We start from the raw sequence: 24383 nt of genomic DNA on the forward strand, positions 1-24383 counted from the left end.
CGTGATCTCCCACTGTACTACCGGTGCGTTCAGCCTTCGGTCAGCCTGACGCGCGAGAAGGGCTCGTCCAGCTGCGGCGACGTCGGGTAGGAGGCCACGCGCGGGCCGGTGGCCAGGGCCGAGATCGGATAGACCAGCGGCAGCGCCGGCAGGTCGAGGGCCATGGCCCGGACGACGCGGCGGAACAGGGCGCGGCGTGTGTCGTCGTCGGTCTCGGCCGCCGCCGCGTCCACGTCCTCGACGACGCGCGGGTTGCGGTAGCCGGTCTCGGCGCGGCCCGAGCGCGCGAAGGGCTCGAGGAACGCGTGCGGGTCGCGGTAGTCGCCGGTGCGGCCCATCAGGTGCAGGGCTCGGGTGGGTCGGGAGACGACGGCGTGCAGGTAGTCCTGGTCCTCCGGCACGGGCACGGGCACGATGTGCATCCCCACCGCGCCGAGGTCGCGGGCGACCATCGCGTAGACCCGCTCCGGCTCGGGCAGGGAGGGGCGGGCCGTGCCGGCCGGGTAGAGGAACTCCAACGGCTCCCCGTCGTATCCCGCCAGGCGGAGGAACTCGCGGGCCCGGCCCGGGTTGACGTCGTAGCGCCGCGCCTCCTCGTCGCCGACGCCGAGGGACGGGGGGACGAGGTCGTGGGCCAGGCGGGTGCCCTCGAGGAAGACGTCGCTGCCGGCGATGCGCGGGCGGTCCACCGCGTACGCGATCGCCTGGCGCAGGTACTGCGAGCGCACGCGCGGGTGGTCCAGGTTCATGCCCACGTAGAGCACGCCCAGGGGATCCCGGGGCAGCACCTGGGTGCCGGCCTCGACGAGGGGGCGCAGCTGGCCGGGGGCGACGACGTCGATCACATCCGCCGTGCCGCGCCGCAGCTCCCGCAGGCGCACGGAGGCCCGACCCCACGCCTGCACGGCCACCGGGTACGCCGCCGGATCGGAGCCGCGGTGGCGGGCGCTGGGGACCAGGATCGTCGCGCCCGAGGCGCCCGGGTGGGCGCGCGTGAGCTCGGCGGTCTCCGCGGCGTCGGCCCAGCGGTAGGGGCCGGTGCCGGCGGGGGTGGTGACCTCGGAGCCGTCCACGTCGACCGTGCGGTCCCACGAGGCCGGCGAGGAGATCGCGAAGGCCGGCGAGGCCAGCGCGGCCGCGAGGTGACGGCGGGGGGAGTGCAGGCGCAGCCGCACCTCGAGCTCTCCGCGGGCCTCGACGCCGGCGAAGGCGGAGTCCGCGTCCCCGGCGTATCCGCCGAAGGCCGAGACGAACGAGGAGGGCGGGGCGACGGTCCCGTCCACGGGCGCGGGGGCGGCGGCCCACCGCTCGATGTTCGCGACCACGGCGGCGGCGTCGCACGGCTCGCCGTCGTCGAACACCACCCCGGAGACCAGGTGGAACGTGTGGAGGCGGCCGCCGTCGGACTCCTCGTGCCGCTCGGCGAGGCGGGGCGTGGGGGCGCCGGTGTCCGGGTCCACACCGAGCAGCGTCTCGAAGACCTGGCGGATCAGACGGAAGGACTCGACGTCCAGCGCGCGGGCCGGATCCCGCGTCAGCGCCCGCGCCGGGGCACCGACCACGAGCAGCCGGCTCGGGCCCGAGGAGGTCGGGGCGGCGGAGGACGGCGCCGCGGGCGACGTCGCGCAGCCGGCCACGCCCAGGCCGAGCAGGCCCAGGCCCCCGCCGAGGAAGGCGCGGCGAGTGGGCTGCATGGCGGCCTCCTGTGGCGGGTGACGTCGGGGTCGGGCGGGTCCGGGGAGTGCGGGCGGGGGGACTCGAACCCCCACGTCCAGGACACTGGAACCTAAATCCAGCGCGTCTACCAGTTCCGCCACGCCCGCGCACACCCCGCGCACGGGGCGAGGCCCGATCCTACCGTGCGGTGCCCGGGTGCGGCGGGCGCGGATCAGGCCTCGTCGAGGCCGAGGGTGCGGCGCAGTCGGGCCACGTGGCCGGTCGCCTTCACGTTGTACTGCGCGTGGGTGACCTTCCCGTCCGGGCCGACGACGATCGTGGAGCGGATCAGACCCTCGAAGGTCCGCCCGTAGTTCTTCTTCTCGCCCCAGGCGCCGTAGGCCTCGGCCACCGCGTGGTCCTCATCCGAGAGCAGGGGGAACGTCAGGCCCTCCTGCTCGGCGAATCGGATGATCTTGCCGATCGGGTCGGGGGAGATCCCCAGGACGACGTAGCCGGCCGCGGTGAGGGAGGCGAGGCTGTCCCGGAAGTCGCAGGCCTGCGTGGTGCAGCCGGGCGTGGACGCGGCCGGGTAGAAGTAGACGATCGTGTGCTTGCCCGCGCTGTCGCGCAGCGAGACGGGCCGGCCCTCCTGGTCCTGGAGGGTGAACGCAGGTGCCGTGTCGCCGGGCTGGAGGCGGTGCTGGGTCGTGTCGGTCATGGGCCCAAGCCTACGGTGGGGCCTGCCGGGGAGCGGGGACGACGAAGGCCCCGTCTCCGTGGAGACGGGGCCTTCGCTTCGTGTGGTGCACCCCCCGGGACTCGAACCCGGAACCTGCTGATTAAGAGTCAGATGCTCTACCGGTTGAGCTAGAGGTGCAGGTGCCGCACCGCCTCTCGGATCTCTCCGGTGCGCCGTGCAACGAGGTGAAACCCTACCAGGGGTCTCAGACGCCGTGCAAATCGGGGGGCGTGACGTCCGTCGTGTCCGGCTCCGGGGCCGCGTAGAGGCGGTCCAGCTCATCCATGAACGCGGTCATGAAGGCGTGGAAGTCGGTGGCGTCCTCGGACTGGTCGAGCTCCGCGGTGCCGTCCTCCGTGAGGTCACCCACCGGGACGCGCGTGTGCTCCGGGACGTCGAACCACGTGCGGAAGCCCGTGACGGTCTCCACCTGATAGCCGCTGCCCGTGTCCGCCACGGTGGCCACGTTGGCCAGGCCCACCTCGACGACGTCGGCGCGGTCCGGGGAGACCTCGGTCACCGGGCCGTGCGGGTCGTCCTCGGCCACGCCCGGCGCGCTTCGGTCGTGGTCGTCCGGGGTGGAGGTGGGGTCGAACGGGCACAGCAGCATCTCGAGTGGCTGGTGGCGGTAGCCGATGACGAGGGGGGAGGAGGAGCCCGAGGGCTGGCCGTAGACGACGTTGTAGTCGCCATGGTTGAACACGCGCGCATCGAAGACGCGGCGCAGCCGTCTGTGCAGGGTGGGCGTGTCCATGGCCCCAACGTACGCGGACCCGTCCGCACGTGTCATGCCGCCGCACCCGTCACACGGGGACGTCGCTCCGGCCCGGTGGTGCCGTGCTCACTAGACTCCGCGGCATGGACTCCGCCGCGTCGACTCCCAGCACCCCGTCCGCCGCCCCCGACATGAAGCCGCGCTCGCGCGACGTCACCGACGGCATGGAGCGCACCGCCGCCCGCGGCATGCTCCGCGCGGTCGGCATGGGGGACGAGGACTTCGGCAAGCCGCAGATCGGCATCGCCTCGTCCTGGAACGAGATCACCCCCTGCAACCTCTCCCTGGACCGCCTCGCCCAGGCCTCGAAGGACGGCGTCCACGCCGCCGGCGGATATCCGCTGGAGTTCGGCACGGTCTCCGTCTCGGACGGCATCTCCATGGGCCACGAGGGCATGCACTTCTCCCTCGTCTCCCGCGAGGTGATCGCGGACTCGGTGGAGACCGTGATGATGGCCGAGCGCCTGGACGGCTCCGTCCTGCTCGCCGGCTGCGACAAGTCGCTGCCGGGCATGCTCATGGCCGCCGCCCGCCTGGACCTGGCGTCCGTGTTCGTCTACGCAGGCTCGATCATGCCGGGCGTGGCCCGCCTGACCGACGGCACCGAGAGGCAGGTGACCATCATCGACGCCTTCGAGGCGGTCGGCGCCTGCGCCCGCGGTCTCATGTCCGAGGAGGACCTGCTCCGCATCGAGAAGTCCATCGCCCCGGGTGAGGGCGCCTGCGGCGGCATGTACACCGCCAACACCATGGCCTCCATCGGTGAGGCCCTCGGCATGTCCCTGCCCGGTTCCGCCGCCGCCCCCTCCGCGGACCGCCGCCGCGACGCCTTCGCGCGCCGCTCCGGCGAGGCCGTGGTGAACATGCTCCGCCAGGGCATCACGGCCCGGGACATCATGACCAAGCCCGCGTTCGAGAACGCGATCGCCGTGACCATGGCGTTCGGCGGCTCCACCAACGCCGTGCTGCACCTGCTCGCCATCGCCCGGGAGGCGGGCGTGGACCTGCAGCTGTCCGACTTCAACCGCATCGCCGACCGCACCCCGCACATCGCCGACCTCAAGCCGTTCGGTCAGTACGTCATGACGGACGTGGACCGCATCGGCGGCGTCCCGGTGGTCATGAAGGCCCTGCTGGACGAGGGCCTGCTGCATGGGGACACCCTCACCGTCACCGGCAAGACCCTCGCCGAGAACCTGGCCGCGCTCGATCCGGACCCGGTGGACGGCAAGGTCATCCGGACCATGGACGACGCGATGCACCCCAACGGCGGCATCGCGATCCTCCACGGCTCGCTGGCCCCGGAGGGCGCTGTCGTGAAGTCCGCCGGCTTCGATGCGGACGTCTTCGAGGGCACCGCGCGCGTCTTCGACCGGGAGCGCGCCGCCATGGACGCCCTCGAGGACGGGACCATCGCCGCCGGCGACGTGGTGGTCATCCGCTATGAGGGGCCGAAGGGCGGCCCGGGCATGCGCGAGATGCTCGCGATCACCGGCGCGATCAAGGGGGCGGGTCTGGGCAAGGACGTCCTGCTGATCACCGACGGGCGCTTCTCCGGCGGCACCACCGGCCTGTGCATCGGCCACATCGCCCCCGAGGCCGCCGAGGGAGGGCCGATCGGGCTGGTGCAGGACGGCGACCGCATCCGCGTGGACATCGCCGGACGCACCATGGACCTGCTCGTGGACGAGGCCGAGCTCGCCGCCCGCCGCGAGTCCTGGGAGCCGGTGGAGCCGAAGTTCACCACGGGCGTGCTGGGTAAGTACGCCAAGCTGGTGCACTCCGCCGCCGAGGGCGCCTACCTGGGCTGAGGCCCGGTCGGCCCGCACGCCGAGACGAGCAGAGGATGAGCATGCACGCGATCGACGCCCGGGCCGGGGGACCCGCGCCGCGTCCCGGGCGGGAGGCGCGCTGATGGAGGTCGTCATCCTGCCCGACGCCGCCGCCCTGGGCCGGCACGGCGCGGACGCGGTGGCCGCCCACGTGGCGGCCCGTCCCGAGGCCGTCCTGGGGCTGGCCACCGGCTCCTCGCCCCTGCCCGTCTACGACGAGCTCGCCCGCCGGGTCCGGGACGGGGAGCTGTCCCTGCGCTCCTGCCGCGCGTTCCTGTTGGACGAGTACGTCGGCCTGCCCGCGGGACACCCCGAGTCCTACCGCACCGTGATCGAGCGGGAGTTCGTCGCGCGCACGGACATCGCCCCGGAGGCCGTGCACGGTCCGGACGGCGGGGCGGCGGACGTCCCGGGCGCCTGCGCCGCCTACGAGGAGGCGCTGCGCGAGGCCGGCGGCGTGGACGTGCAGCTGCTCGGCGTGGGCACGGACGGGCACATCGCGTTCAACGAGCCCGGCTCCTCCCTCGCCTCCCGCACGCGCATCAAGGTGCTCGCCGAGCAGACCCGGCGGGACAACGCCCGCTTCTTCGACGGCGACCTCGACCAGGTCCCGACCCACTGCCTCACCCAGGGCGTGGGCACGATCCTCGACGCCCGACACCTGGTCCTGCTGGCCCGGGGCGAGGGCAAGGCCGAGGCGGTGCGGCAGCTCGTGGAGGGCCCCGTGAGCGCCCGCTGGCCGGTCACCGCCCTGCAGCTGCACCCGCACGTGACCGTCCTCGTGGACGACGCCGCCGCCGGGCGGCTCGAGCTCGCGGGGGACTACCGCCACATGTGGGAGGCCAAGCCGCGCTGGCAGGGCCTCTGAGCGTCACCCGTCCGCCGATCCACCCACCCCAGGAGGCCGCCGTGCCCGACCCGCACCCCGCCCCGCCGCGCGTCGAGCCGGCGACCCCGCCGGCCGACGTGCCGCCGTCGGTGCTGCGAGCGGACCGCGTCCACGACGGCGAGCGCCTCGGCGGCCCCGGCTGGATCGCCCTGGCGGAGGGCCGGGTCACGGCGGTCGGGGCCGGGGACCCGCCGCGCACCCACGGCCCCGTCCACGAGCTCGGCGACGCCCTGCTCGCGCCCGGCTGCGTGGACGTGCACTGCCACGGCGGCGGCGGGCACGCCGTCGAGTCCGGTCCGGACGCGGCCCGCGCGGCGGCCGCGGCGCACGCCCGCGCCGGCACGACCACGGTGGTGGCCTCCCTCGTCACGGACGAGGTCGACGCGCTCGTCGCGCAGCTGACGGCCCTGGCGCCCCTGCGCGCGGAGGGCGTCCTGGCCGGCGTGCACCTCGAGGGCCCTTGGCTCTCGCCCCTGCACCGCGGCGCGCACCGGGCCGCGTCCCTGCGGGCTCCGGAGCCCGAGGACGTCGCGCGCCTCGTCGAGGCCGGCGCGGGCAGCCTCGCGATGGTGACGCTGGCCCCCGAGCTGCCGGGCGCCCTCGACGCGGTGGGCCGGCTGGCGGAGGCGGGCGTCCTCGTCGCGATCGGCCACACCGACGCGTCCTACGAGGTCACGCGCGCGGCGATCGAGGCGGGTGCGCGGATGGCCACCCACCTGCACAACGCGTGCCGGCCCGCCCACCACCGCGAGCCCGGGCCCGCCGTCGCCCTGCTGGAGGACCCCCGCGTGGGGATCGAGACCATCGTGGACGGCGTCCACCTGCATCCGGCCACGGTGCGGCGGGTCGCCCGGGAGGCCGGGGAGCGGTGGATCCTCGTCTCGGACGCGATGGCCGCCGCCGGCTGCGGCGACGGCGAGTTCCCCCTCGGGCCGCTGCGGGTCCGGGTCCACGACGGCGTCGCGCGGGTGGTCGGCGCGGATGGCGCAGCCGGGGCCATCGGCGGGTCCACGGCCACGGTCGCCGGCTCGGTGCGCTCCGCCGTCGCCGCCGGGGTCGACCTCGACGCCGCGCTGCGGGCGGCGACGGCCGCGCCCGCGGACGCCCTGGGGCTTCCCGACGTCGGCCGGCTCCGAGTCGGGAGCCGAGCGGACGCCGTCGTCCTCGGCCCGGAGCTCGAGGTGCGCGGGGTGCTCCGTCACGGAACGTGGGTGAAGGCGGCCGCCACCGCGGCGGCTGACTAGGGTGGGCGCAGGCCCGGGATTCGACCCCGACCGCCCGGTCGTCTCACGATGTGACGCTTTATCTCACATTGTGAGACAGGCGGGTGGTCGATGGCGGACGGGGCGCACGGCTGTCGATACTGAGACCACCCCGAAGGACCCGGCGGCCCGTGTCCCCACCTCAGACTCCGCCACGCCGGCCCGATCCGTCATCGACGCGGCCACGGTCCCCGACGCCCGACGGATCCAAACGACGACCGTCCGACGCCCCCGCGACGGACACGCAGCGACGAACGCAGTGAGGTGACCCCATGAGCACGACACCCCGCGACGCCCGCGCGGCGGTCCCGCAGGTCCCGACGCCGGCCTCCCGCCCGACGGAGACCGCCCGGGTCCAGGAGCGCCGTCCGGCCCCCCGGCCCGAGATCGTCGAGCCGCGGGTGCCCGGCGAGGGCTCCCGCGTCGAGCCGACCCGGATGACCGGCTCCGAGGGCATCATCCGCTCCCTGGAGGAGCTGGGGGTCACGGACGTGTTCGGGCTGCCCGGCGGTGCCATCCTGCCGACCTACGACCCGCTCATGGACTCCGATCGGATCCGCCACATCCTGGTGCGCCACGAACAGGGCGCCGGTCACGCGGCGCAGGGCTACCACCTGGCCACCGGCAAGGTCGGCGTGGCCATCGCCACCTCCGGTCCCGGCGCCACCAACCTGGTGACCGCCATCGCGGACGCCCACATGGACTCCCAGGCGGTCGTGTTCATCACCGGCCAGGTCTCCTCCGCCGCGATCGGCACGGATGCCTTCCAGGAGGCGGACATCGTGGGCATCACGATGCCCATCACCAAGCACTCCCGGCTCGTGACCCGGCCCGAGGACATCCCCCAGGCCCTCGCCGAGGCGTTCCACATCGCCGCCACGGGCCGGCCCGGGCCCGTGCTCGTGGACGTCACCAAGGACGCCCAGCAGGGCGAGTTCGAGTTCGCGTGGCCGCCCCGGATCGACCTGCCCGGCTACCGCCCCGTCCTGCGCGGCCACCCCCGGCAGATCCGCGAGGCCGCCCGGCTGATCCGCGAGGCCCGGCGCCCCGTGCTGTATGCGGGCGGCGGCGTGGCCCGCGGCGAGGCCCACGAGGAGCTGCGCGCCCTCGCCGAGCTCACGGGCGCCCCGGTGGTCACCACCCTCACCGCCCGCGGCGTCTTCCCCGACTCGCACCCCCAGCACCTGGGCATGCCGGGCATGCACGGCGGCGTCCCCGCCGTGGCCGCGCTCCAGCAGGCCGACCTGCTGATCACGCTCGGCGCCCGCTTCGACGACCGCGTGACCGGTCACCTGCCCTCGTTCGCCCCCGGCGCCCGCGTGATCCACGCGGACATCGACCCGGCCGAGATCTCCAAGAACCGCACCGCGGACGTGCCGATCGTCGGCCACGTCAAGGAGATCATCCCGGACCTGGTGGCCGAGCTCGCGACGGACCCCGAGGCGCTGCCCGACCTCGCCGACTGGTGGGCGGTGCTGCGGCGCCTGCAGGACACCTACCCGATGGGCTGGACCGAGACCGAGGACGGCCTCCTCGCGCCCCAGGAGGTGATCTCGCGTCTGTCGGCCCTGTCCGGTCCCGAGGCCACCTACGTGGCCGGCGTCGGCCAGCACCAGATGTGGGCCAGCCAGTTCGTCGCCTACGAGCGTCCGCGCCAGTGGCTCAACTCGGCCGGCCTCGGAACGATGGGCTTCGCCGTCCCCGCCGCGATGGGGGCGCAGGTGGGCGAACCCGACCGCGTGGTCTGGGCCATCGACGGCGACGGCTGCTTCCAGATGACCAACCAGGAGCTCGCCACGTGCGTGATCAACCGCATCCCCATCAAGATCGCGGTGATCAACAACTCCTCGCTGGGCATGGTGCGCCAGTGGCAGACCCTCTTCTACGACGGGCGCTACTCGAACACGGACCTCAACACGGGCCATGACACCGCCCGGGTGCCGGACTTCGTCAAGCTCGCCGACGCCTACGGCGCCGCGGGCCTGCGCTGCGACCGCCGGGAGGACCTGGACGACACCATCCGGCAGGCCCTCGCCATCGACGACCGCCCCGTGATCGTGGACTTCGTGGTCTCCCGTGACGCCATGGTCTGGCCGATGGTCCCCGCGGGGGTCAGCAACGACGCGATCCAGGTGGCCCGGGGCATGACGCCCGACTGGGACCAGGAAGACTGAGGAGGGCAACCGATGGAACGCCACACCCTGTCCGTGCTCGTCGAGGACGTGCCCGGCACCCTGACCCGCGTGGCCGGCCTCTTCGCCCGGCGCGCGTTCAACATCCACTCGCTGGCCGTGGGCGTCACGGAGGTCGAGGGCCTGTCCCGGATCACCGTGGTCGTCGACGCCGACACGGACCTGCTCGAGCAGGTCACCAAGCAGCTGAACAAGCTGATCAACGTGATCAAGGTCGTCGAGCTCACGCCCGACTCCTCCGTTCAGCGCGACCACCTGCTCGTGAAGGTGCGCGCCGATGCCGCCACCCGCGGTCAGGTCGTCCAGGCGGCCGACCTGTTCCGCGCCCACGTCGTCGACGTGGCCCCGGAGTCCCTGACCCTCGAGGCCACCGGCACCCGTGACAAGCTCGAGGCCTTCCTCGAGATGATGGAGCCCTACGGCGTGCGTGAGCTCGTCCGCTCGGGCACCCTCGCCCTCGCCCGGGGGCCGCGGTCCATGACCGACCGCGCCCTGGCCCGCTGACCCGTCCCGATCCACCCATCCCGTGAGGAGAACAGCATGACCGTGAAGAAGTTCTACGACGACGACGCCGACCTGTCGATCATCCAGGGCCGCACCGTGGCCGTCATCGGCTACGGCTCCCAGGGCCACGCCCACGCCCTGTCGCTGCGCGACTCCGGCGTGGACGTGCGCATCGGCCTCGCCGAGGGCTCCAAGTCCCGCGCCAAAGCCGAGGCCGAGGGCCTGCGCGTCGTCGACGTCGCCACCGCCGCCGCCGAGGCCGACCTGATCATGATCCTCACCCCGGACCAGGTCCAGGCCGACGTGTACGACCAGCACATCGCCGGCAACCTGCAGAAGGGCGACGCCCTCTTCTTCGCGCACGGCTTCAACGTGCGCTTCGGCTACATCCAGGCCCCCGAGGGCGTCGACGTCGCCCTGGTCGCCCCCAAGGGCCCGGGCCACGTGGTGCGCCGCGAGTTCGAGGCCGGCCGCGGCGTGCCCGCGCTGATCGCCGTCGAGAAGGACGCCTCCGGCCAGGCCCACGCCCTCGCCCTGTCCTACGCCAAGGCCGTGGGCGGCACCCGCGCCGGTGTCATCGAGACGACCTTCACCGAGGAGACCGAGACCGACCTGTTCGGCGAGCAGGCCGTGCTCTGCGGCGGCGCCTCCCAGCTCGTGCAGTACGGCTTCGAGACCCTCACCGAGGCCGGCTACCAGCCCGAGATCGCCTACTTCGAGGTGCTGCACGAGCTGAAGCTCATCGTCGACCTCATGGTCGAGGGCGGCATCGCCAAGCAGCGCTGGTCCATCTCCGACACCGCGGAGTACGGCGACTACGTCTCCGGCCCCCGCGTCATCACCCCCGACGTGAAGGAGAACATGAAGGCGGTCCTCGCCGACATCCAGTCCGGCGCCTTCGCGCAGCGCTTCATGGACGACCAGAAGGCCGGTGCGCCCGAGTTCAAGGAGCTGCGCGCCCGGGGCGAGGCCCACCCGATCGAGAAGACCGGCCGCGAGCTGCGCCAGATGTTCTCCTGGCTCAAGGACGCGGACGACGACTACACCGAGGGCACTGCGGCCCGCTGAGCCGCCTGAGCCCCCGACGCCGGCCCCGGGCATCGCGCTTCGGGGCCGGCGTCGCATTCCGGCCACGGTCCGGTCACGCGTCTAGGCTCGGACCGGAGCGCGGGCCGGCCCGCCTTCCATCCCACCGCACCACACCTCCAGGAGCACCCGTGAGCGCAGCCCAGCCCGTCGTCCTGATCGCCGAGGAACTCTCGCCCGCCACCGTCGAGGCCCTCGGCCCCGACTTCGAGATCCGCCGCACGGACGGCGCCGACCGCGCCCGCCTCCTCGAGGACCTGCGCGACGTCGACGCGGTGCTGATCCGCTCGGCCACCCAGATGGACGCCGAGGCGATCGCCGCCGCGCCGCAGCTGAAGGTCATCGCGCGCGCCGGCGTCGGACTGGACAACGTGGACGTGCCCGCCGCCACCGAGGCCGGCGTCATGGTCGTCAACGCGCCGACGTCGAACATCATCTCCGCCGCCGAGCTCACCTGCGGCCACATCCTGGCCGCCGCCCGCAACATCGCGGCCGCCCACGGCTCGCTTAAGGCGGGGGAGTGGAAGCGTTCGAAGTACACGGGCGTCGAGCTGTACGGCAAGCGGCTGGGCGTGATCGGCCTGGGCCGCATCGGCGCGCTCGTGGCCGAGCGCATGAAGGCGTTCGGCATGGAGATCCTCGCCTACGACCCCTACGTGACCACCGCCCGCGCGCAGCAGCTCGGCGCGAGCCTCGTCGAGCTGGACGAGCTGCTCGAGCGCGCCGACGTGGTCACGATCCACATGCCCAAGACCCCCGAGACGGTCGGCATGATCGGCGATGAGCAGTTCGCCCGCATGAAGGACACCGCGATCATCGTGAACGTGGCCCGCGGCGGCCTCGTGGACGAGGACGCCCTCGCCCGCGCGCTCGAGGCCGGGACCATCGGGGGTGCCGGCATCGACGTCTTCAGCTCCGAGCCGGCCACGGACCTGGCGTTCTTCGCCCACGACTCCGCCGTCGTCACCCCCCACCTGGGCGCCTCGACCGCCGAGGCCCAGGAGAAGGCGGGCGTCGCCGTCGCCGGCTCCGTGCGCCTGGCCCTCTCCGGCGAGCTCGTGCCGGACGCCGTGAACGTGGCCGGCGGCGCGATCCACGAGGACGTGCGCCCCGGCCTGCCGCTGGCCGAGAAGCTGGGCCGCGTGCTCACCGCGCTGGTGGGCGAGCAGTCCATCACGGCCGTCGAGGTGGAGATCGCCGGTGAGATCTCCGAGCACGACGTCTCCGCGATGCGCCTGGCCGCCCTGAAGGGCGTGTTCACGGACATCGTCTCGGACCAGGTCTCCTACGTGAACGCCCCCGTGCTGGCCGAGCAGCGCGGCGTCGAGTGCCGCCTCACCACCACCGCGGTGTCCGAGTCCTACCGCAACACCGTCACGGTGCGCGCCGCGACCGCGCAGGGCGCCCAGACCGCCGTCACCGGCACACTCACCGGCCCGCGCCAGGTGCAGAAGCTCGTCGGCGTGGACCGGCACGAGCTCGAGGTGCCGCTGGCCGACCACCTGCTCGTGTTCGCCTACCAGGACCGCCCGGGCGTGATCGGCGTCCTGGGCCAGGCCCTCGGGGTGCAGGGCGTGAACATCGCCGGCATGGACGTCTCGCGCGACGACGAGGGCGCCGCCCTGGCCGTGCTGACCCTGGACGGGGCCCTCTCCGGGGACACCGCGGCCACGCTGGCCGCGGCCATCGGCGCCGCCCGTGCGGCCGAGGTGGACCTCTCCGTCTGACCCGTCCACGCCCGGCGGGCACCGCGGGGCCGTGCGCGCGTCGCCCTGTGTTCAGATGGTGTCCATGTCGCGTCCACCCGAGCCCCGCCCCGCACCCGCCCCGACCGCGCGCGCCGCAGCAGCCCGCCCCGCCACGCCTCCGGGCGTGCAGGGCCGCTGGGCCCGGCGCGCGGCGGGCGGGCTGATCGGCGTCAGTGTCCTGCTCGCCGCCTGGTCGTTCGCCCTCCCCTTCGTGTTCGGGCTGGGCCCGCGGCAGGTGCCGTGGTGGCGCGAGGTCTTCGACGTGAACCACGAGGCCAACCTCACGGCGTGGTGGAGCTCGGGCCTGCTCCTGCTGGGGGCCGCGGGCTTCACCACGGTGGGTCTCGTGCGCCGCGCGCTGGGGGCGGATCGGCGGCGGAGCCTGCTCGCGTGGTTGACCCCCGCGGCCCTGCTGGCGGCCATGAGCTTGGACGAGTCGACGCAGATCCACGAGCAGGCCGGCCAGCTGTGGGAGGTTCTGCCGTTCGCGGGGGAGAACCCGCTGCCCGCGTTCCAGTGGCTGATCCTCGGCGCGCCGGCCGCGATCGTCGTCCTCGGGCTGCTCGCGCTGTGCACCGTCGCCCTGCCCCGCCGGACCCGAGCGCTGACGGTGGCGGGCGGCGCGGTGTTCTTCTTCGGCGCGATCGTCCTCGAGGCGGTGCCGCTCGTCTTCGGGATCGGGCGCAGCACCCTGGCCTACCACGTGGCGACCCACGCGGAGGAGCTGACCGAGATGATCGGGGCGTCCGTGCTCGTGGTGGCCCCGTGGGCCCACCTCCACCTGCGGCCTGCGCCGGGCCATCTGCAGGTGACCGCCGACGGCGTCCCGGACGCCGGCGCGGACGACGTCGTCCTCGGCGCGGGCCCCGGCCCCGCGGCTAGACTCGACGACTGTGACTGACGCCCGCGCCCCGTACTACCTGACCACGGCCATCTCCTACCCGAACGGCGAGCCGCACATCGGCCACGCCTACGAGTACATCGCCTCGGACGCGATGGCCCGCTTCCAGCGGCTCGACGGGCGGGATGTGCGCTTCCTGACCGGCACGGACGAGCACGGCCAGAAGATGGAGCAGACGGCGCAGCAGCAGGGCGTGAGCGCCCTCGAGCTGGCCACGCGCAACGCCGCCGTCTTCAAGGAGATGGACGACGACGTCCTGGACATCTCCTACGACCGCTTCATCCGCACCACGGACACGGACCACGCCGAGGCCGTCCGCGAGATCTGGCGGCGGATGGAGGCCAACGGGGACATCTACCTCGGCTCCTACGCCGGCTGGTACTCCGTGCGGGACGAACGCTACTTCGGCGAGGACGAGACCGAGGTGGGTCAGGACGGGGTGCGCCGCGCCGTCGAGACCGGCACCGAGGTGACGTGGACGGAGGAGGAGTCCTATTTCTTCCGCCTGTCCAAGTACCAGCAGCCGCTGCTGGACCACTACCGCGAGCACCCGGACTTCGCCGCCCCCCGGTACCGCTTCAACGAGGTCATCCGCTTCGTGGAGGCCGGGCTCGAGGACCTGTCCATCTCCCGGACCTCCTTCCAGTGGGGCATCGACCTGCCGGCGCCCGCGGACCCCGACGCCGCCGACGCCGACCGGCGCGCCGACCACGTCACCTACGTCTGGGTCGACGCGTTGACGAACTACCTCACCGGCGCGGGCTGGCCGGCGGAGGACCCGGAGGCGTTCGCGCGCTACTGGCCGGCGGACCTGCACGTGATCGGCAAGGACATCTCCCGGTTCCACTGCATCTTCTGGCCCGCGTTCCTCATGTCGGCCGGCCTCGAGCTGCCGCGCCGCGTCATGATCCATGGCTTCCTGAACAACAACGGGGCCAAGATGTCCAAGTCCCTGGGCAACGTGGTGCACCCGCGGGAATGGGTGGCCCGGTACGGCCTGGACGCCATTCGCTTCTTCCTGCTGCGCGAGTTCCCGTTCGGCGCGGACGGCTCCTACAGCCACGAGGCCGTGGTGAGCCGCAAGAACGCGGACCTGGCCAACAACCTCGGCAACCTCGCCCAGCGCTCGCTGTCCATGGTGGCCAAGAACTGCGGCGCCGCCGTGCCCGAGCCGGGCGAGTTCACCGAGGCGGACCGCGCCGTCCTGGCCCAGGTCGACGCCCTGCTGGAGCGCTCCCGGTCCGCGTACGCGGTGCAGGACTTCCACGACGCGCTCGAGGAGACCTGGCGCGTGCTCGGTGAGATCAACGCCTACTTCGCGGACCAGGCCCCGTGGGTGCTGCGCAAGACGGACGAGCCGCGCATGCGCACGGTGCTGTACGTGACGTTGCAGGCCGTGCGCCGGGTGGCCCTGCTCGCGCAGCCGGTGATGCCCGGCTCGGCCTCGCGGCTGCTGGACCTGCTCGGCGTCCCCGCCGAGGGCGACGCCGGCCGCACCGGCGCGTCCGGCACCGGCCCGCGGTCCTTCGCCGCGTTCCACGAGGACCTGGTCCCCGGCACCCCGCTGCCCGCCCCGCAGCCGGTCTTCCCGCGGCACGAGGACCCCGCCGAGGACTGAGCCCGTCCGGAGGGTGAGACCGGGTGTCACACGATGTGGTCCTCCCGCGTGCCGCGCGTAGCCTGAGGGCCATGACCGAGACCACACGCAGCTCCGCAGACCCCTTGGACATCGCCGTCATCGGCGGCGACGGCATCGGCCCCGAGGTCACCGACCAGGCCGCCGCCGTCCTGCAGGCGGCGCTGCGTGCCGAGGGGCGTCCGGAGGCCCGGCTCACCCCGTATCCGCTGGGTGCGGAGCACTGGCTCGAGACCGGCGAGGCGCTCACGGACGAGGTCCTCGAGTCCCTGCGCCGCCACGACGCGATCCTGTTCGGGGCCGTCGGCGCCGCGCCCGGGGACGAGCGCATCCCGTCCGGGCTGATCGAGCGCGGCATGCTGCTCAAGCTGCGCTTCGCGCTGGACCACGGCGTGAACCTGCGCCCGGCCACCCTGCTGCCCGGCGCCGTCAGCCCCCTGGCCGCGCCCGGCGAGATCGACTTCACCGTGGTGCGCGAGGGCACGGAGGGGCCGTACGTGGGCAACGGCGGTGCGATCCGCGTGGACACCCCGCACGAGATCGCCACGGAGGTCTCCGTGAACACGGCGTTCGGCGTGCGCCGCGTCGTCGAGGACGCCTTCCGTCGCGCCGACGCGGGCGAGCGCAAGCGCCTCACGCTCGTGCACAAGCACAACGTGCTGGTCCACGCCGGCCACCTGTGGCGCCGCACCGTGGAGTCCGTGGCGGCCGACTTCCCTGCGGTCACCTGGGACTACATGCATGTCGACGCCGCCATGATCTTCCTGGCGACGGACCCGGCCCGTTTCGACGTGATCGTGACAGACAACCTGTTCGGGGACATCATCACGGACCTCGCCGCCGCCGTGACCGGCGGCATCGGGCTCGCCGCCTCCGGCAACATCAACGTCGAGGGCACGGCGCCGTCGATGTTCGAGCCGGTCCACGGCTCCGCCCCGGACATCGCAGGCCAGGGGATCGCCGACCCCGTGGCCGCCATCCTCTCCGCCGCCCTGCTCCTGGAGCACGTGGGGGAGACCGGCGCGGCCCAGCGCGTGCGCACCGCCGTCTGGGCCCACCTGAAGGACCGGGTCGACGGCGCCCGCGGGTCCACCGCCGAGGTGGGCGCCGACGTCGCCGCGCGCGTCTGAGCCGACGCCCCCGGCGCGTCTGAGCCTCGGCTCCGGCGGGACTGAGGCGACGCCTCCGGCGGGGCCGAGCGGCCGCCCCCGGCGGGTCTAGGATGGGGCCACGGCCTGCGCGTGTCCTGCGCCACAGGCTGTGGCCCCGCGCGCCGTCCCCGGCGCCGGCGCCCCCGCCCCGCCACCCGTCACGAGGAGTGATCCCACCGTGTCCGAGACCGTGTTCACGCGTCAGCCGCACCTATCCCCGCTGTCGGAGGAGGAGCGCGCCGAAATCCTGCAGGATCCCGGCTTCGGCAAGGTCTTCACGGACCACATGGTCTCCATCGACTGGACCTGGAGCGAGGACGGCGGCGCCTGGCACGACGCCCGCGTGGAGCCCTACGGCCCGCTCTCCCTGGACCCCTCCGCCTCCGTGCTGCACTACGGCCAGGAGATCTTCGAGGGCCTCAAGGCCTACCGCCACGAGGACGGGTCCGTGTGGACGTTCCGCCCCGAGGCCAACGCCGCGCGCCTGAACCGCTCCGCCCGTCGCCTCGCGCTGCCCGAGCTGCCCGAGGAGATGTTCCTCGGCTCCCTCAAGGCCCAGCTCGAGGCCGACCGGGACTGGGTCCCCACCGGCGAGGGGCAGTCCCTGTACCTGCGCCCGTTCATGTTCGCCACCGAGGCGTTCCTGGGCGTGCGCCCGGCCAAGGAGGTGCGGTACATGGTGATCGCCTCCCCGGCCGGCAACTACTTCGGCGGCGAGCTCAAGCCGGTGACCATCTGGGTCTCCCGCGAGTACGCCCGCGCGGGCCGCGGCGGCATGGGCGCCGCGAAGACCGGCGGCAACTACGCCGCCTCGCTGCTGCCGCAGCTCGAGGCCGCCTCCAAGGGCGCCGACCAGGTCGTGTTCCTGGACCAGTACCACGACGACTCCATCGAGGAGCTCGGCGGCATGAACGTCTTCTTCGTGTTCGACGACGGCCGCCTCGTCACCCCGGAGCTCACCGGCACGATCCTCGAGGGCGTCACCCGCTCCTCGATCCTGCAGCTGGGCCGGGACATGGGCCTGACCGTGGAGGAGCGCCGCATCACCCTGGCCGAGTGGGCCGAGGGCGTGCGCTCCGGCGCCATCCGCGAGGTGTTCGCGTGCGGCACCGCCGCCGTCGTCACCCCGATCGGGCGCCTGCTCGACGGCGACGACGTCATCGAGTCCGCCGGCGGAACCGACGTGACCCTGAAGATCCGCGCCGAGCTCGAGGGCATCCAGACCGGGCGCGTCGAGGACCGCCACGGCTGGCTGCACCGCCTGGTCTGACCCGGCAGGGGTGCCCGCGCCCCGCCCCTCACGCGCCCCGCCCCTCGCCCCCTGCCTCGCAGTCGGGCGGAACCGTCCTGCAGATGGCCGGCATGAGCGCTCAGATGGCCCTCATGCCGGCCATCTGCGCGACGGCTCGTCGGGGCACGCTCCGCCACAGGACGTGACCCGCGGAGCGCGGGGGAGAGACGTGAGACACTCTCCCGGTCATTCCTTCCTTCGTGATCGGAGAACCCGTGAGCTCGCATCGCTCCGCCGCGCCCGCCGAGGGCACGGCACCCCGGGACCCCGCCCGGGACGGCGGCCCGGACGGGCTGCCGCCCGTCGAGGCCGCGCAGCGCCCCCGCTGGACGCCCCTGAAGATCGCCGTCTGGGTGGTCGTCGCCCTCGTCGGCGGCGTCGCCTGGACCATGCTCGCCCTGCATCGCGGCGAGTCCATCAACGCGATCTGGTTCGTGTTCGCCGCCGTCGCCACCTTCGCGATCGGCTACCGCTTCTACTCGAAGTACGTGGAGCGCATGATCGTCCGCCCGGACGACACCCGCGCCACCCCCGCCGAGTACCGGGCGGACGGCCGCGACTACGTGGCCACCGACCGCCGCGTCCTCTACGGCCACCACTTCGCCGCCATCGCCGGCGCCGGCCCGCTCGTGGGCCCCGTGCTCGCCGCGCAGATGGGCTACCTGCCCGGCACCATCTGGATCATCGTCGGCGTGATCCTCGCCGGCGCCGTCCAGGACTACCTGGTCCTGTTCTTCTCCATGCGCCGCGGCGGCCGCTCGCTCGGCCAGATGGCCCGCGACGAGCTCGGCCGCATCGGCGGCACCGCCGCGATCGTGGCCACCCTGCTGATCATGGTGATCATCACCGCGATCCTCGCGCTCGTGGTGGTCAACGCCCTCGGCGAGTCCCCGTGGGGCGTGTTCTCCGTGGCCCTGACCATCCCGATCGCGATCTTCATGGGCCTGTACCTGCGCTACCTGCGCCCGGGCCGGATCACCGAGGTCTCGATCATCGGCTTCGTGCTGCTCATGGCCGCCATCATCGGCGGCGGCTGGGTCGCCGAGACCGACTGGGGCGTGGCCCTGTTCACCCTGGACCGCGTGACCATCGCGTGGGGCATCATCATCTACGGCTTCGTGGCCGCCGTGCTGCCCGTGTGGCTGCTGCTCGCGCCCCGCGACTACCTCTCCACCTTCATGAAGATCGGCGTGATCGCCGGCCTCGCCGTGGCCATCGTGATCGTGCAGCCGCAGATCACCGCCCCGGCGATCTCCGAGTTCGCCTCGGGCCAGACCGGTCCGGTGTGGCCGGGCTCCCTGTTCCCGTTCCTGTTCGTGACCATCGCGTGCGGCGCCCTGTCCGGCTTCCACGCGCTGATCGCCTCGGGCACCACCCCGAAGATGGTGGAGAAGGAGCGCCAGACCCGCTTCATCGGCTACGGCGGCATGCTCATGGAGGCCTTCGTGGCGGTCATGGCGCTCGTGGCGGCCGTGTCCATCGACCGCGGCATCTACTTCGCCATGAACGCCCCCGCCGCGCTCACCGGCGGCACCCCCGAGACGGCGGCCGCTTGGGTGATGAGCCTGGGCCTGGCCGGCGTGGACGTCACGCCCGAGCAGCTCACCGCGCTGGCGAACCTCGTGGGCGAGGACACGGTCGTCTCCCGCACGGGTGGCGCCCCGACGCTCGCCGTCGGGCTCTCGATCATCATGGGCCAGCTGATCGGCGGCGAGGCCCTCATGGGCTTCTGGTACCACTTCGCCATCATGTTCGAGGCGCTGTTCATCCTCACCGCCGTCGACGCCGGCACCCGCGTGGCCCGGTTCATGCTCCAGGACTCCCTGGGCAACGTGGTCCCGCGCTTCAAGGACACCTCGTGGCGCGTGGGCGCGTGGGTCTGCACGGCCATCATGGTGGCCGCGTGGGGCGCCGTGCTGATCATGGGCGTCACCGATCCGCTGGGCGGCATCAACACGCTGTTCCCGCTGTTCGGCATCGCCAACCAGCTGCTCGCGGCGATCGCGCTCGCCGTCGTCCTGACGATCGTCGCGCGCCGCCGGGACTTCCGGGGCCTGTGGATCGTGGCGCTGCCGCTGGCGTTCATCACCGTGGTCACCACCGTGGCGTCGTTCCAGAAGATCTTCTCCTCCATCCCGGCGGTGGGCTACTGGGCGCAGCATCGCGCGTTCCAGGACGCGCTGGCGGCGGGGAAGACGAGCTTCGGCGCCGCGAAGTCCGTGCCGGCCATGGAGGCCGTGGTCCGCAACACCTTCATCCAGGGCACGCTCTCCGTCGTCTTCCTGGTGTTGGCGCTGATCGTCATCACGACGTCGGTGCTCGCCACGGTGCGCGCCTTCCGCGGCACCGAGGTCATCGATCACCAGGACCCGTACGTGCCCTCGCAGCGCTTCGCCCCGGCCGGGCTGTTCGCCACGGCCGAGGAGAAGGAGCTGCAGCGGCAGTGGGACGCCCTGCCGGCGGACCGGCAGCCGGTGCGGGGTCACTGACGTGGCCGATCCGCGCGCGACGCCGGCCGGGCCCTCCACCGCGGAGGGCCCGGCCGGCCCGTCTCGGCCCGGGGTGTGGGCCCGGGCGCGCTGGTGGGTCCGCCAGCTCTCCGGTGAGGGGAAGTACGACGCCTACGTGGCCCATCACCGGGCCCACCACCCGGGGCGGGCACCGATGACCGAGCGGGAATTCTGGCGGGCCGAATACGCCCGCCAGCAGGCGAACCCCGGCAGCCGCTGCTGCTGAGCGGTCTCGACCCGCTCCGCCCGGCACCCCGCGCCGCACCCCGCTGAGCCAGACGAATCCGCCCGCGAGCCAGACGAATCGGTCGCCCCGGGCCGTCGGGCGCGGCCGAATCGTCTGGCTCGCGGCGTCAGCGGGGTCGGCATCGGGTGGGGTGTCCGGCGACGGCGCCCGCCGCTCACCCACTAGGCTGGCGGCCATGCGCATCGCCCGTTTCGTGGACCAGGCCGAACCGACCTACGGCATCGTGGAGGGCCCGGCCGACGCCGACCCCGCCGAGCTGACCGTCACCGCCCTGCAGGGCGACCCGTTCTTCCACGGGATCCAGCCCACCGGCACCACGCACCGCCTCGAGGACGTGCGCCTCGTGGCCCCGATCATCCCGCGTTCGAAGATCGTGGGCGTCGGCCGCAACTGGGCCGACCACGCGAAGGAGCTCGGCAACGAGGTCCCCGCCTCGCCGCAGTTCTTCCTCAAGCCGAACACCTCCGTGGTGGGTCCGAACGAGCCGGTCACCCTGCCCAGCTGGTCGGAGGAGGTCTCCTACGAGGCCGAGCTCGCCGTCGTGATCGGCACCATCTGCAAGGACGTGCCGGTGAGCCGCGCGGACGACGTCGTGTTCGGCTACACCGTGGGCAACGACCTCACCGCCCGCGACGCCCAGCGCACCGACCTGCAGTGGGCCCGCGCCAAGGGCTTCGACGGCGCCTGCCCGCTGGGCCCGTGGATCGAGACCGAGCTGGACGTGGAGCCGACCGGCGGCCTGCGCATCACGTCCCGCCTCGACGGTGAGACCCGCCAGGACGGCACGACCGCGGACATGGTCTTCGGCGTCCGCGAGCTCGTGGCCGCGGCCTCGGAGATGTTCACCCTCCTGCCCGGCGACGTGATCCTGACCGGCACCCCGGGCGGGGTCGGGACGGTCCAGGAGGGCCAGCGCGTCGAGGCCGAGGTCGAGGGCATCGGCATCCTCGCCACCGTCTTCCGCCGCTGACGCAGGCGCCCGACGACGGCGTCCGGGCCCCCGCGTAGACTCGGGGCATCATGACTGACGCCACCGCTCCCGTGTCCGAGAACGCCCCCGCCCCCTTCGTCGACGTCCCCCAGGTGGACGCCGAGACCCCCGTGCGCGTACGGTTCGCCCCCTCGCCCACCGGCACCCCCCACGTGGGGTTGATCCGCACGGTCCTGTTCAACTGGGGCTGGGCGCGGCACACCGGCGGCACCCTCGTGTTCCGCATCGAGGACACGGACGCCAAGCGCGACTCGGAGGAGTCCTACCAGCAGCTGCTCGAGGCGATGCGCTGGCTCGGGATCGACTGGGACGAGGGCGTCGAGGTCGGCGGCCCGCACGAGCCGTACCGTCAGTCCCAGCGTGGGGAGATCTACGCGGACGTGATCGAGAAGCTCAAGGCCGGCGGATACATCTACCCGTCCTACTCGAGCCCCGAGGAGACCGAGGCCCGTCACCGGGCCGCCGGCCGCGATCCCAAGCTGGGCTACGACGGTCACGACCGTGACCTCACGGACGAGCAGATCGCCGCCTTCGAGGCCGAGGGCCGCGCGCCGGTCTGGCGGCTGCGCATGCCGGACGAGGACATCACCTTCACCGACCTGGTGCGCGGGGAGATCACCTTCAAGGCCGGCTCCGTGCCGGACTTCGTGGTGGTCCGCGCGGACGGCTCGCCGCTGTACACCCTCGTGAACCCGGTGGACGACGCGCTCATGGGCATCACCCACGTGCTGCGCGGCGAGGACCTGCTCTCGTCCACTCCGCGCCAGATCGCGCTCTACCGCGCCCTGCACGCGATCGGCGTCGCCCGGTACATGCCGGTGTTCGGCCACCTGCCCTACGTGATGGGCGAGGGCAACAAGAAGCTGTCCAAGCGCGATCCGCAGGCCAACCTGTTCCTGCACCGGGACAACGGCTTCATCCCGGAGGGCCTGCTGAACTACCTCGGCCTGCTGGGCTGGTCCCTCTCCGCGGACGAGGACATCTTCACCCCGCAGCAGTTCGTGGAGCACTTCGACGTGCACAAGGTGCTGGCCAACCCCGCCCGCTTCGACGAGAAGAAGGCGATCGCGATCAACGGCACGCACGTGCGCATGCTCGACGTGGCCGACTTCCGTGACCGTCTCGTGCCCTACCTGCACGCGGCCGGCCTCGTGGGCGAGCACCTGACGGAGCGGGAGATGGAGGTCCTCACCGCCGCGGCTCCGCTCGTGCAGGAGCGCGTGCAGCTGCTCGGCGAGGCCGTCGAGATGCTCGCCTTCCTCTTCACGGCGGACCGGGACGTCCGGACCGCCGAGGGCGCCCTCAAGGGCATGCCTGCGGACCTGGGCGCCGCCGTCGCCGCGGCCCGGGAGGCGCTGGCCGCCCTGCCCGAGGACGAGTTCACCACCGAGCGCATCGAGGCGGCGCTGCGGGCGGCCCTCATCGACGGCCTGGGCCTCAAGCCGCGCCAGGCGTTCGGCCCGGTGCGCGTCGCGGTGACCGGCCGCAAGGTGTCCCCGCCGCTCTTCGAGTCGCTCGAGATCCTGGGCCGGGACTCCGCGCTCGCCCGTCTGGACCGCTTCGCCGCGGAGCAGGGCCTGGACCAGGACCCGCCCACCGACGCATGAGCCGGGGCGCCAGCACGACGCCGGCCGACGGGTCCGCGGGCGCGCCCGCGCCGCCGGCCTGGGACGCCGTCCTCTTCGACCTGGACGACACGCTGCTGGATCTGCGCTCCGCCCAGCACGCCGCGTTCGACGCGACGGTGCGCCGGCAGTGGGCCGGGGCCGCCGACGTCGATCCGGCGGTGCTGGCCGAGGCCACCGAGGCCTTCGCGTCCGACGCCGGCGGCCACTTCGGGCGCTACGTGGCCGGGGAGCTGACGTTCGAGGAGCAGCGGCTGGCCCGCGTGGCCGACGCCCTGCGCGCGCTCGGCGTGCCCGAGGACGCGGCGACCCCGCTCGACGGCCTGTGGACCACCGACTACGAAGAGGTCGTGCGCGGGCACTGGGCGCTGTTCCCCGCGACCGCCGACGTCCTCGCCGAGGTGCGGGGAACAGGCCGTGGCGTGGGGATCGTCACGAACAACGTGGAGGCCTACCAGCGCGGCAAGGCCGACGCCCTCGGTCTGGAGTGGGTCGAGGTGCTGATCGGCTCGGACACGGCCGGGGCCCCGAAGCCGGACCCGGCCCCCTTCCTGGCCGGCTGCTCCCGCCTGGGCACGGACCCGGGACGCACCCTCATGGTGGGGGACAGTCTGCGTCACGACGTCGAGGGGGCCCGGTCGGCGGGGCTCGTCCCGGTGTGGATGAGCCCCGACGCCCCCGCCCACGGCGGGGCGGAGGAGCCGCTCTGGGACGAGGAGCACGCGTGCTGGCGGATGCGGGCGATCGGCGGGTTGCAGACCTGGCTGGCGGCCTGACCCGCCGATTTTGCACGTGCCGCCCGGAGGGTGTAGAGTTCTTTCTCGTTGCCGGAGAGATCCGGGAACACCGAGCTCATGAATATGATGCACATCGGTCAGGCATGCTTGACCGACAGTGGGGTATGGTGTAATTGGCAACACAACGGTTTCTGGTACCGTCATTCTAGGTTCGAGTCCTGGTACCCCAGCGAGTCTTCGGACTCAGTGAACGCGCACGGGCGGAGACGCTCGGACGTGGCGCACGGCCCCATCGTATAGCGGCCTAGTACGCCGCCCTCTCACGGCGGTAACGCGGGTTCAAATCCCGCTGGGGTCACGCAGTCGCCGCCCGGTCCTCGGACCGGAACGGCACGGGCGGATGAACGCATCCGTCGCCTGAACAGGAGACGCAGGCGCAGCAGAAGGTCTCCACGGCATCGCTTCCGCACACGCGGACAGCGCGCTCGGCCCCATCGTATAGCGGCCTAGTACGCCGCCCTCTCACGGCGGTAACGCGGGTTCAAATCCCGCTGGGGTCACCCGAGTGACAGGAAGCCCGGTCCCTGCGGACCGGGCTTCCGTCGTCT

The 24383-nt window shown here is 73.1% G+C and carries 19 protein-coding genes and 5 tRNA genes; 19 read left to right on the top strand and 5 right to left on the bottom strand.

Annotation, left to right across the window (positions count from 1 at the left end; translation table 11 throughout):
• Positions 1–29 precede the first annotated feature (29 nt).
• The 5 genes from KVS67_RS00690 to KVS67_RS00710 form a co-directional block, all read right to left on the bottom strand.
• The gene (locus KVS67_RS00690) at positions 30–1694 is read right to left on the bottom strand and encodes an ABC transporter substrate-binding protein (protein ID WP_041103203.1); all 1665 of its coding nucleotides are present in this window, start codon (positions 1692–1694) and stop codon (positions 30–32) included.
• Between the two features lie 48 nt (positions 1695–1742).
• Positions 1743–1823, bottom strand: a tRNA-Leu gene (locus tag KVS67_RS00695).
• Between the two features lie 65 nt (positions 1824–1888).
• Complete coding sequence (bcp, locus tag KVS67_RS00700; protein WP_010078986.1) at positions 1889–2377, bottom strand: thioredoxin-dependent thiol peroxidase; 489 nt, start codon at positions 2375–2377, stop codon at positions 1889–1891.
• An 83-nt stretch (positions 2378–2460) separates the two neighbouring features.
• Positions 2461–2536 (bottom strand) — tRNA-Lys (locus KVS67_RS00705).
• Between the two features lie 67 nt (positions 2537–2603).
• Positions 2604–3152: a hypothetical protein gene (locus KVS67_RS00710; protein ID WP_041103201.1), complete on the bottom strand. Its 549-nt coding sequence runs from the start codon at positions 3150–3152 to the stop codon at positions 2604–2606.
• Between the two features lie 104 nt (positions 3153–3256).
• Here KVS67_RS00710 and ilvD point away from each other — a divergent pair, with 104 nt between their 5' ends.
• The 19 genes from ilvD (at position 3257) to KVS67_RS00805 (ending at position 24335) form a co-directional block, all read left to right on the top strand.
• Complete coding sequence (gene ilvD / locus KVS67_RS00715; protein WP_041103199.1) at positions 3257–4984, top strand: dihydroxy-acid dehydratase; 1728 nt, start codon at positions 3257–3259, stop codon at positions 4982–4984.
• A 103-nt stretch (positions 4985–5087) separates the two neighbouring features.
• The gene (gene nagB, locus KVS67_RS00720) at positions 5088–5873 is read left to right on the top strand and encodes a glucosamine-6-phosphate deaminase (RefSeq protein ID WP_036312968.1); all 786 of its coding nucleotides are present in this window, start codon (positions 5088–5090) and stop codon (positions 5871–5873) included.
• Between the two features lie 110 nt (positions 5874–5983).
• A complete protein-coding gene (locus tag KVS67_RS00725; protein ID WP_041103258.1) occupies positions 5984–7138 on the top strand; it encodes an N-acetylglucosamine-6-phosphate deacetylase in 1155 nt (384 codons plus the stop codon).
• A gap of 290 nt (positions 7139–7428) precedes the next feature.
• The gene (locus KVS67_RS00730) at positions 7429–9330 is read left to right on the top strand and encodes an acetolactate synthase large subunit (RefSeq protein WP_041103197.1); all 1902 of its coding nucleotides are present in this window, start codon (positions 7429–7431) and stop codon (positions 9328–9330) included.
• A gap of 12 nt (positions 9331–9342) precedes the next feature.
• Positions 9343–9852, top strand: coding sequence for an acetolactate synthase small subunit (gene ilvN, locus KVS67_RS00735; protein ID WP_002854209.1), 510 nt, complete (start codon positions 9343–9345; stop codon positions 9850–9852).
• 36 nt (positions 9853–9888) lie between these two features.
• Positions 9889–10920 (top strand): ketol-acid reductoisomerase, encoded by a 1032-nt coding sequence (gene ilvC, locus KVS67_RS00740; RefSeq protein ID WP_078026034.1) that lies wholly within the window; start codon positions 9889–9891, stop codon positions 10918–10920.
• Between the two features lie 149 nt (positions 10921–11069).
• Positions 11070–12665 (top strand): phosphoglycerate dehydrogenase, encoded by a 1596-nt coding sequence (gene serA, locus KVS67_RS00745; protein WP_078026035.1) that lies wholly within the window; start codon positions 11070–11072, stop codon positions 12663–12665.
• A 64-nt stretch (positions 12666–12729) separates the two neighbouring features.
• Positions 12730–13587: a hypothetical protein gene (locus KVS67_RS00750; RefSeq protein WP_235186482.1), complete on the top strand. Its 858-nt coding sequence runs from the start codon at positions 12730–12732 to the stop codon at positions 13585–13587.
• Positions 13580–15205 (top strand): methionine--tRNA ligase, encoded by a 1626-nt coding sequence (metG, locus tag KVS67_RS00755; protein ID WP_041103192.1) that lies wholly within the window; start codon positions 13580–13582, stop codon positions 15203–15205. Before KVS67_RS00750 ends, metG begins: the two co-directional genes overlap by 8 nt.
• A 71-nt stretch (positions 15206–15276) precedes the next feature.
• The gene (locus KVS67_RS00760) at positions 15277–16353 is read left to right on the top strand and encodes a 3-isopropylmalate dehydrogenase (protein ID WP_166437384.1); all 1077 of its coding nucleotides are present in this window, start codon (positions 15277–15279) and stop codon (positions 16351–16353) included.
• A gap of 199 nt (positions 16354–16552) precedes the next feature.
• Complete coding sequence (locus KVS67_RS00765) at positions 16553–17644, top strand: branched-chain amino acid aminotransferase (RefSeq protein WP_166437385.1); 1092 nt, start codon at positions 16553–16555, stop codon at positions 17642–17644.
• A gap of 236 nt (positions 17645–17880) precedes the next feature.
• Positions 17881–20154: a carbon starvation CstA family protein gene (locus KVS67_RS00770; protein WP_170079893.1), complete on the top strand. Its 2274-nt coding sequence runs from the start codon at positions 17881–17883 to the stop codon at positions 20152–20154.
• A 1-nt stretch (position 20155) separates the two neighbouring features.
• On the top strand, positions 20156–20401 hold the full coding sequence (locus tag KVS67_RS00775) for a YbdD/YjiX family protein (RefSeq protein WP_095695566.1): 246 nt from the start codon (positions 20156–20158) through the stop codon (positions 20399–20401).
• A 196-nt stretch (positions 20402–20597) separates the two neighbouring features.
• Positions 20598–21392 carry a fumarylacetoacetate hydrolase family protein gene (locus KVS67_RS00780; RefSeq protein WP_217564679.1) on the top strand — a complete coding sequence of 265 codons (795 nt, stop codon included), beginning with the start codon at positions 20598–20600 and terminating at the stop codon, positions 21390–21392.
• Between the two features lie 50 nt (positions 21393–21442).
• Complete coding sequence (gltX, locus tag KVS67_RS00785) at positions 21443–23020, top strand: glutamate--tRNA ligase (protein WP_217564687.1); 1578 nt, start codon at positions 21443–21445, stop codon at positions 23018–23020.
• Entirely contained in the window at positions 23017–23814 is a 798-nt protein-coding gene (locus KVS67_RS00790) for an HAD family hydrolase (RefSeq protein WP_122054204.1), read from the top strand. The genes gltX and KVS67_RS00790 overlap by 4 nt, the downstream gene beginning before the upstream one ends.
• Before the next feature lie 119 nt (positions 23815–23933).
• A tRNA-Gln gene (locus KVS67_RS00795) sits at positions 23934–24005 on the top strand.
• Positions 24006–24060: 55 nt separating this feature from the next.
• Positions 24061–24133: transfer RNA gene (locus KVS67_RS00800), tRNA-Glu, on the top strand.
• A gap of 129 nt (positions 24134–24262) precedes the next feature.
• Positions 24263–24335: transfer RNA gene (locus KVS67_RS00805), tRNA-Glu, on the top strand.
• Positions 24336–24383: the final 48 nt, after the last annotated feature.

Source organism: Micrococcus sp. GbtcB5, assembly GCF_019091605.1.
In the GTDB taxonomy this organism is placed as follows: Bacteria; Actinomycetota; Actinomycetes; order Actinomycetales; family Micrococcaceae; genus Micrococcus; species Micrococcus luteus.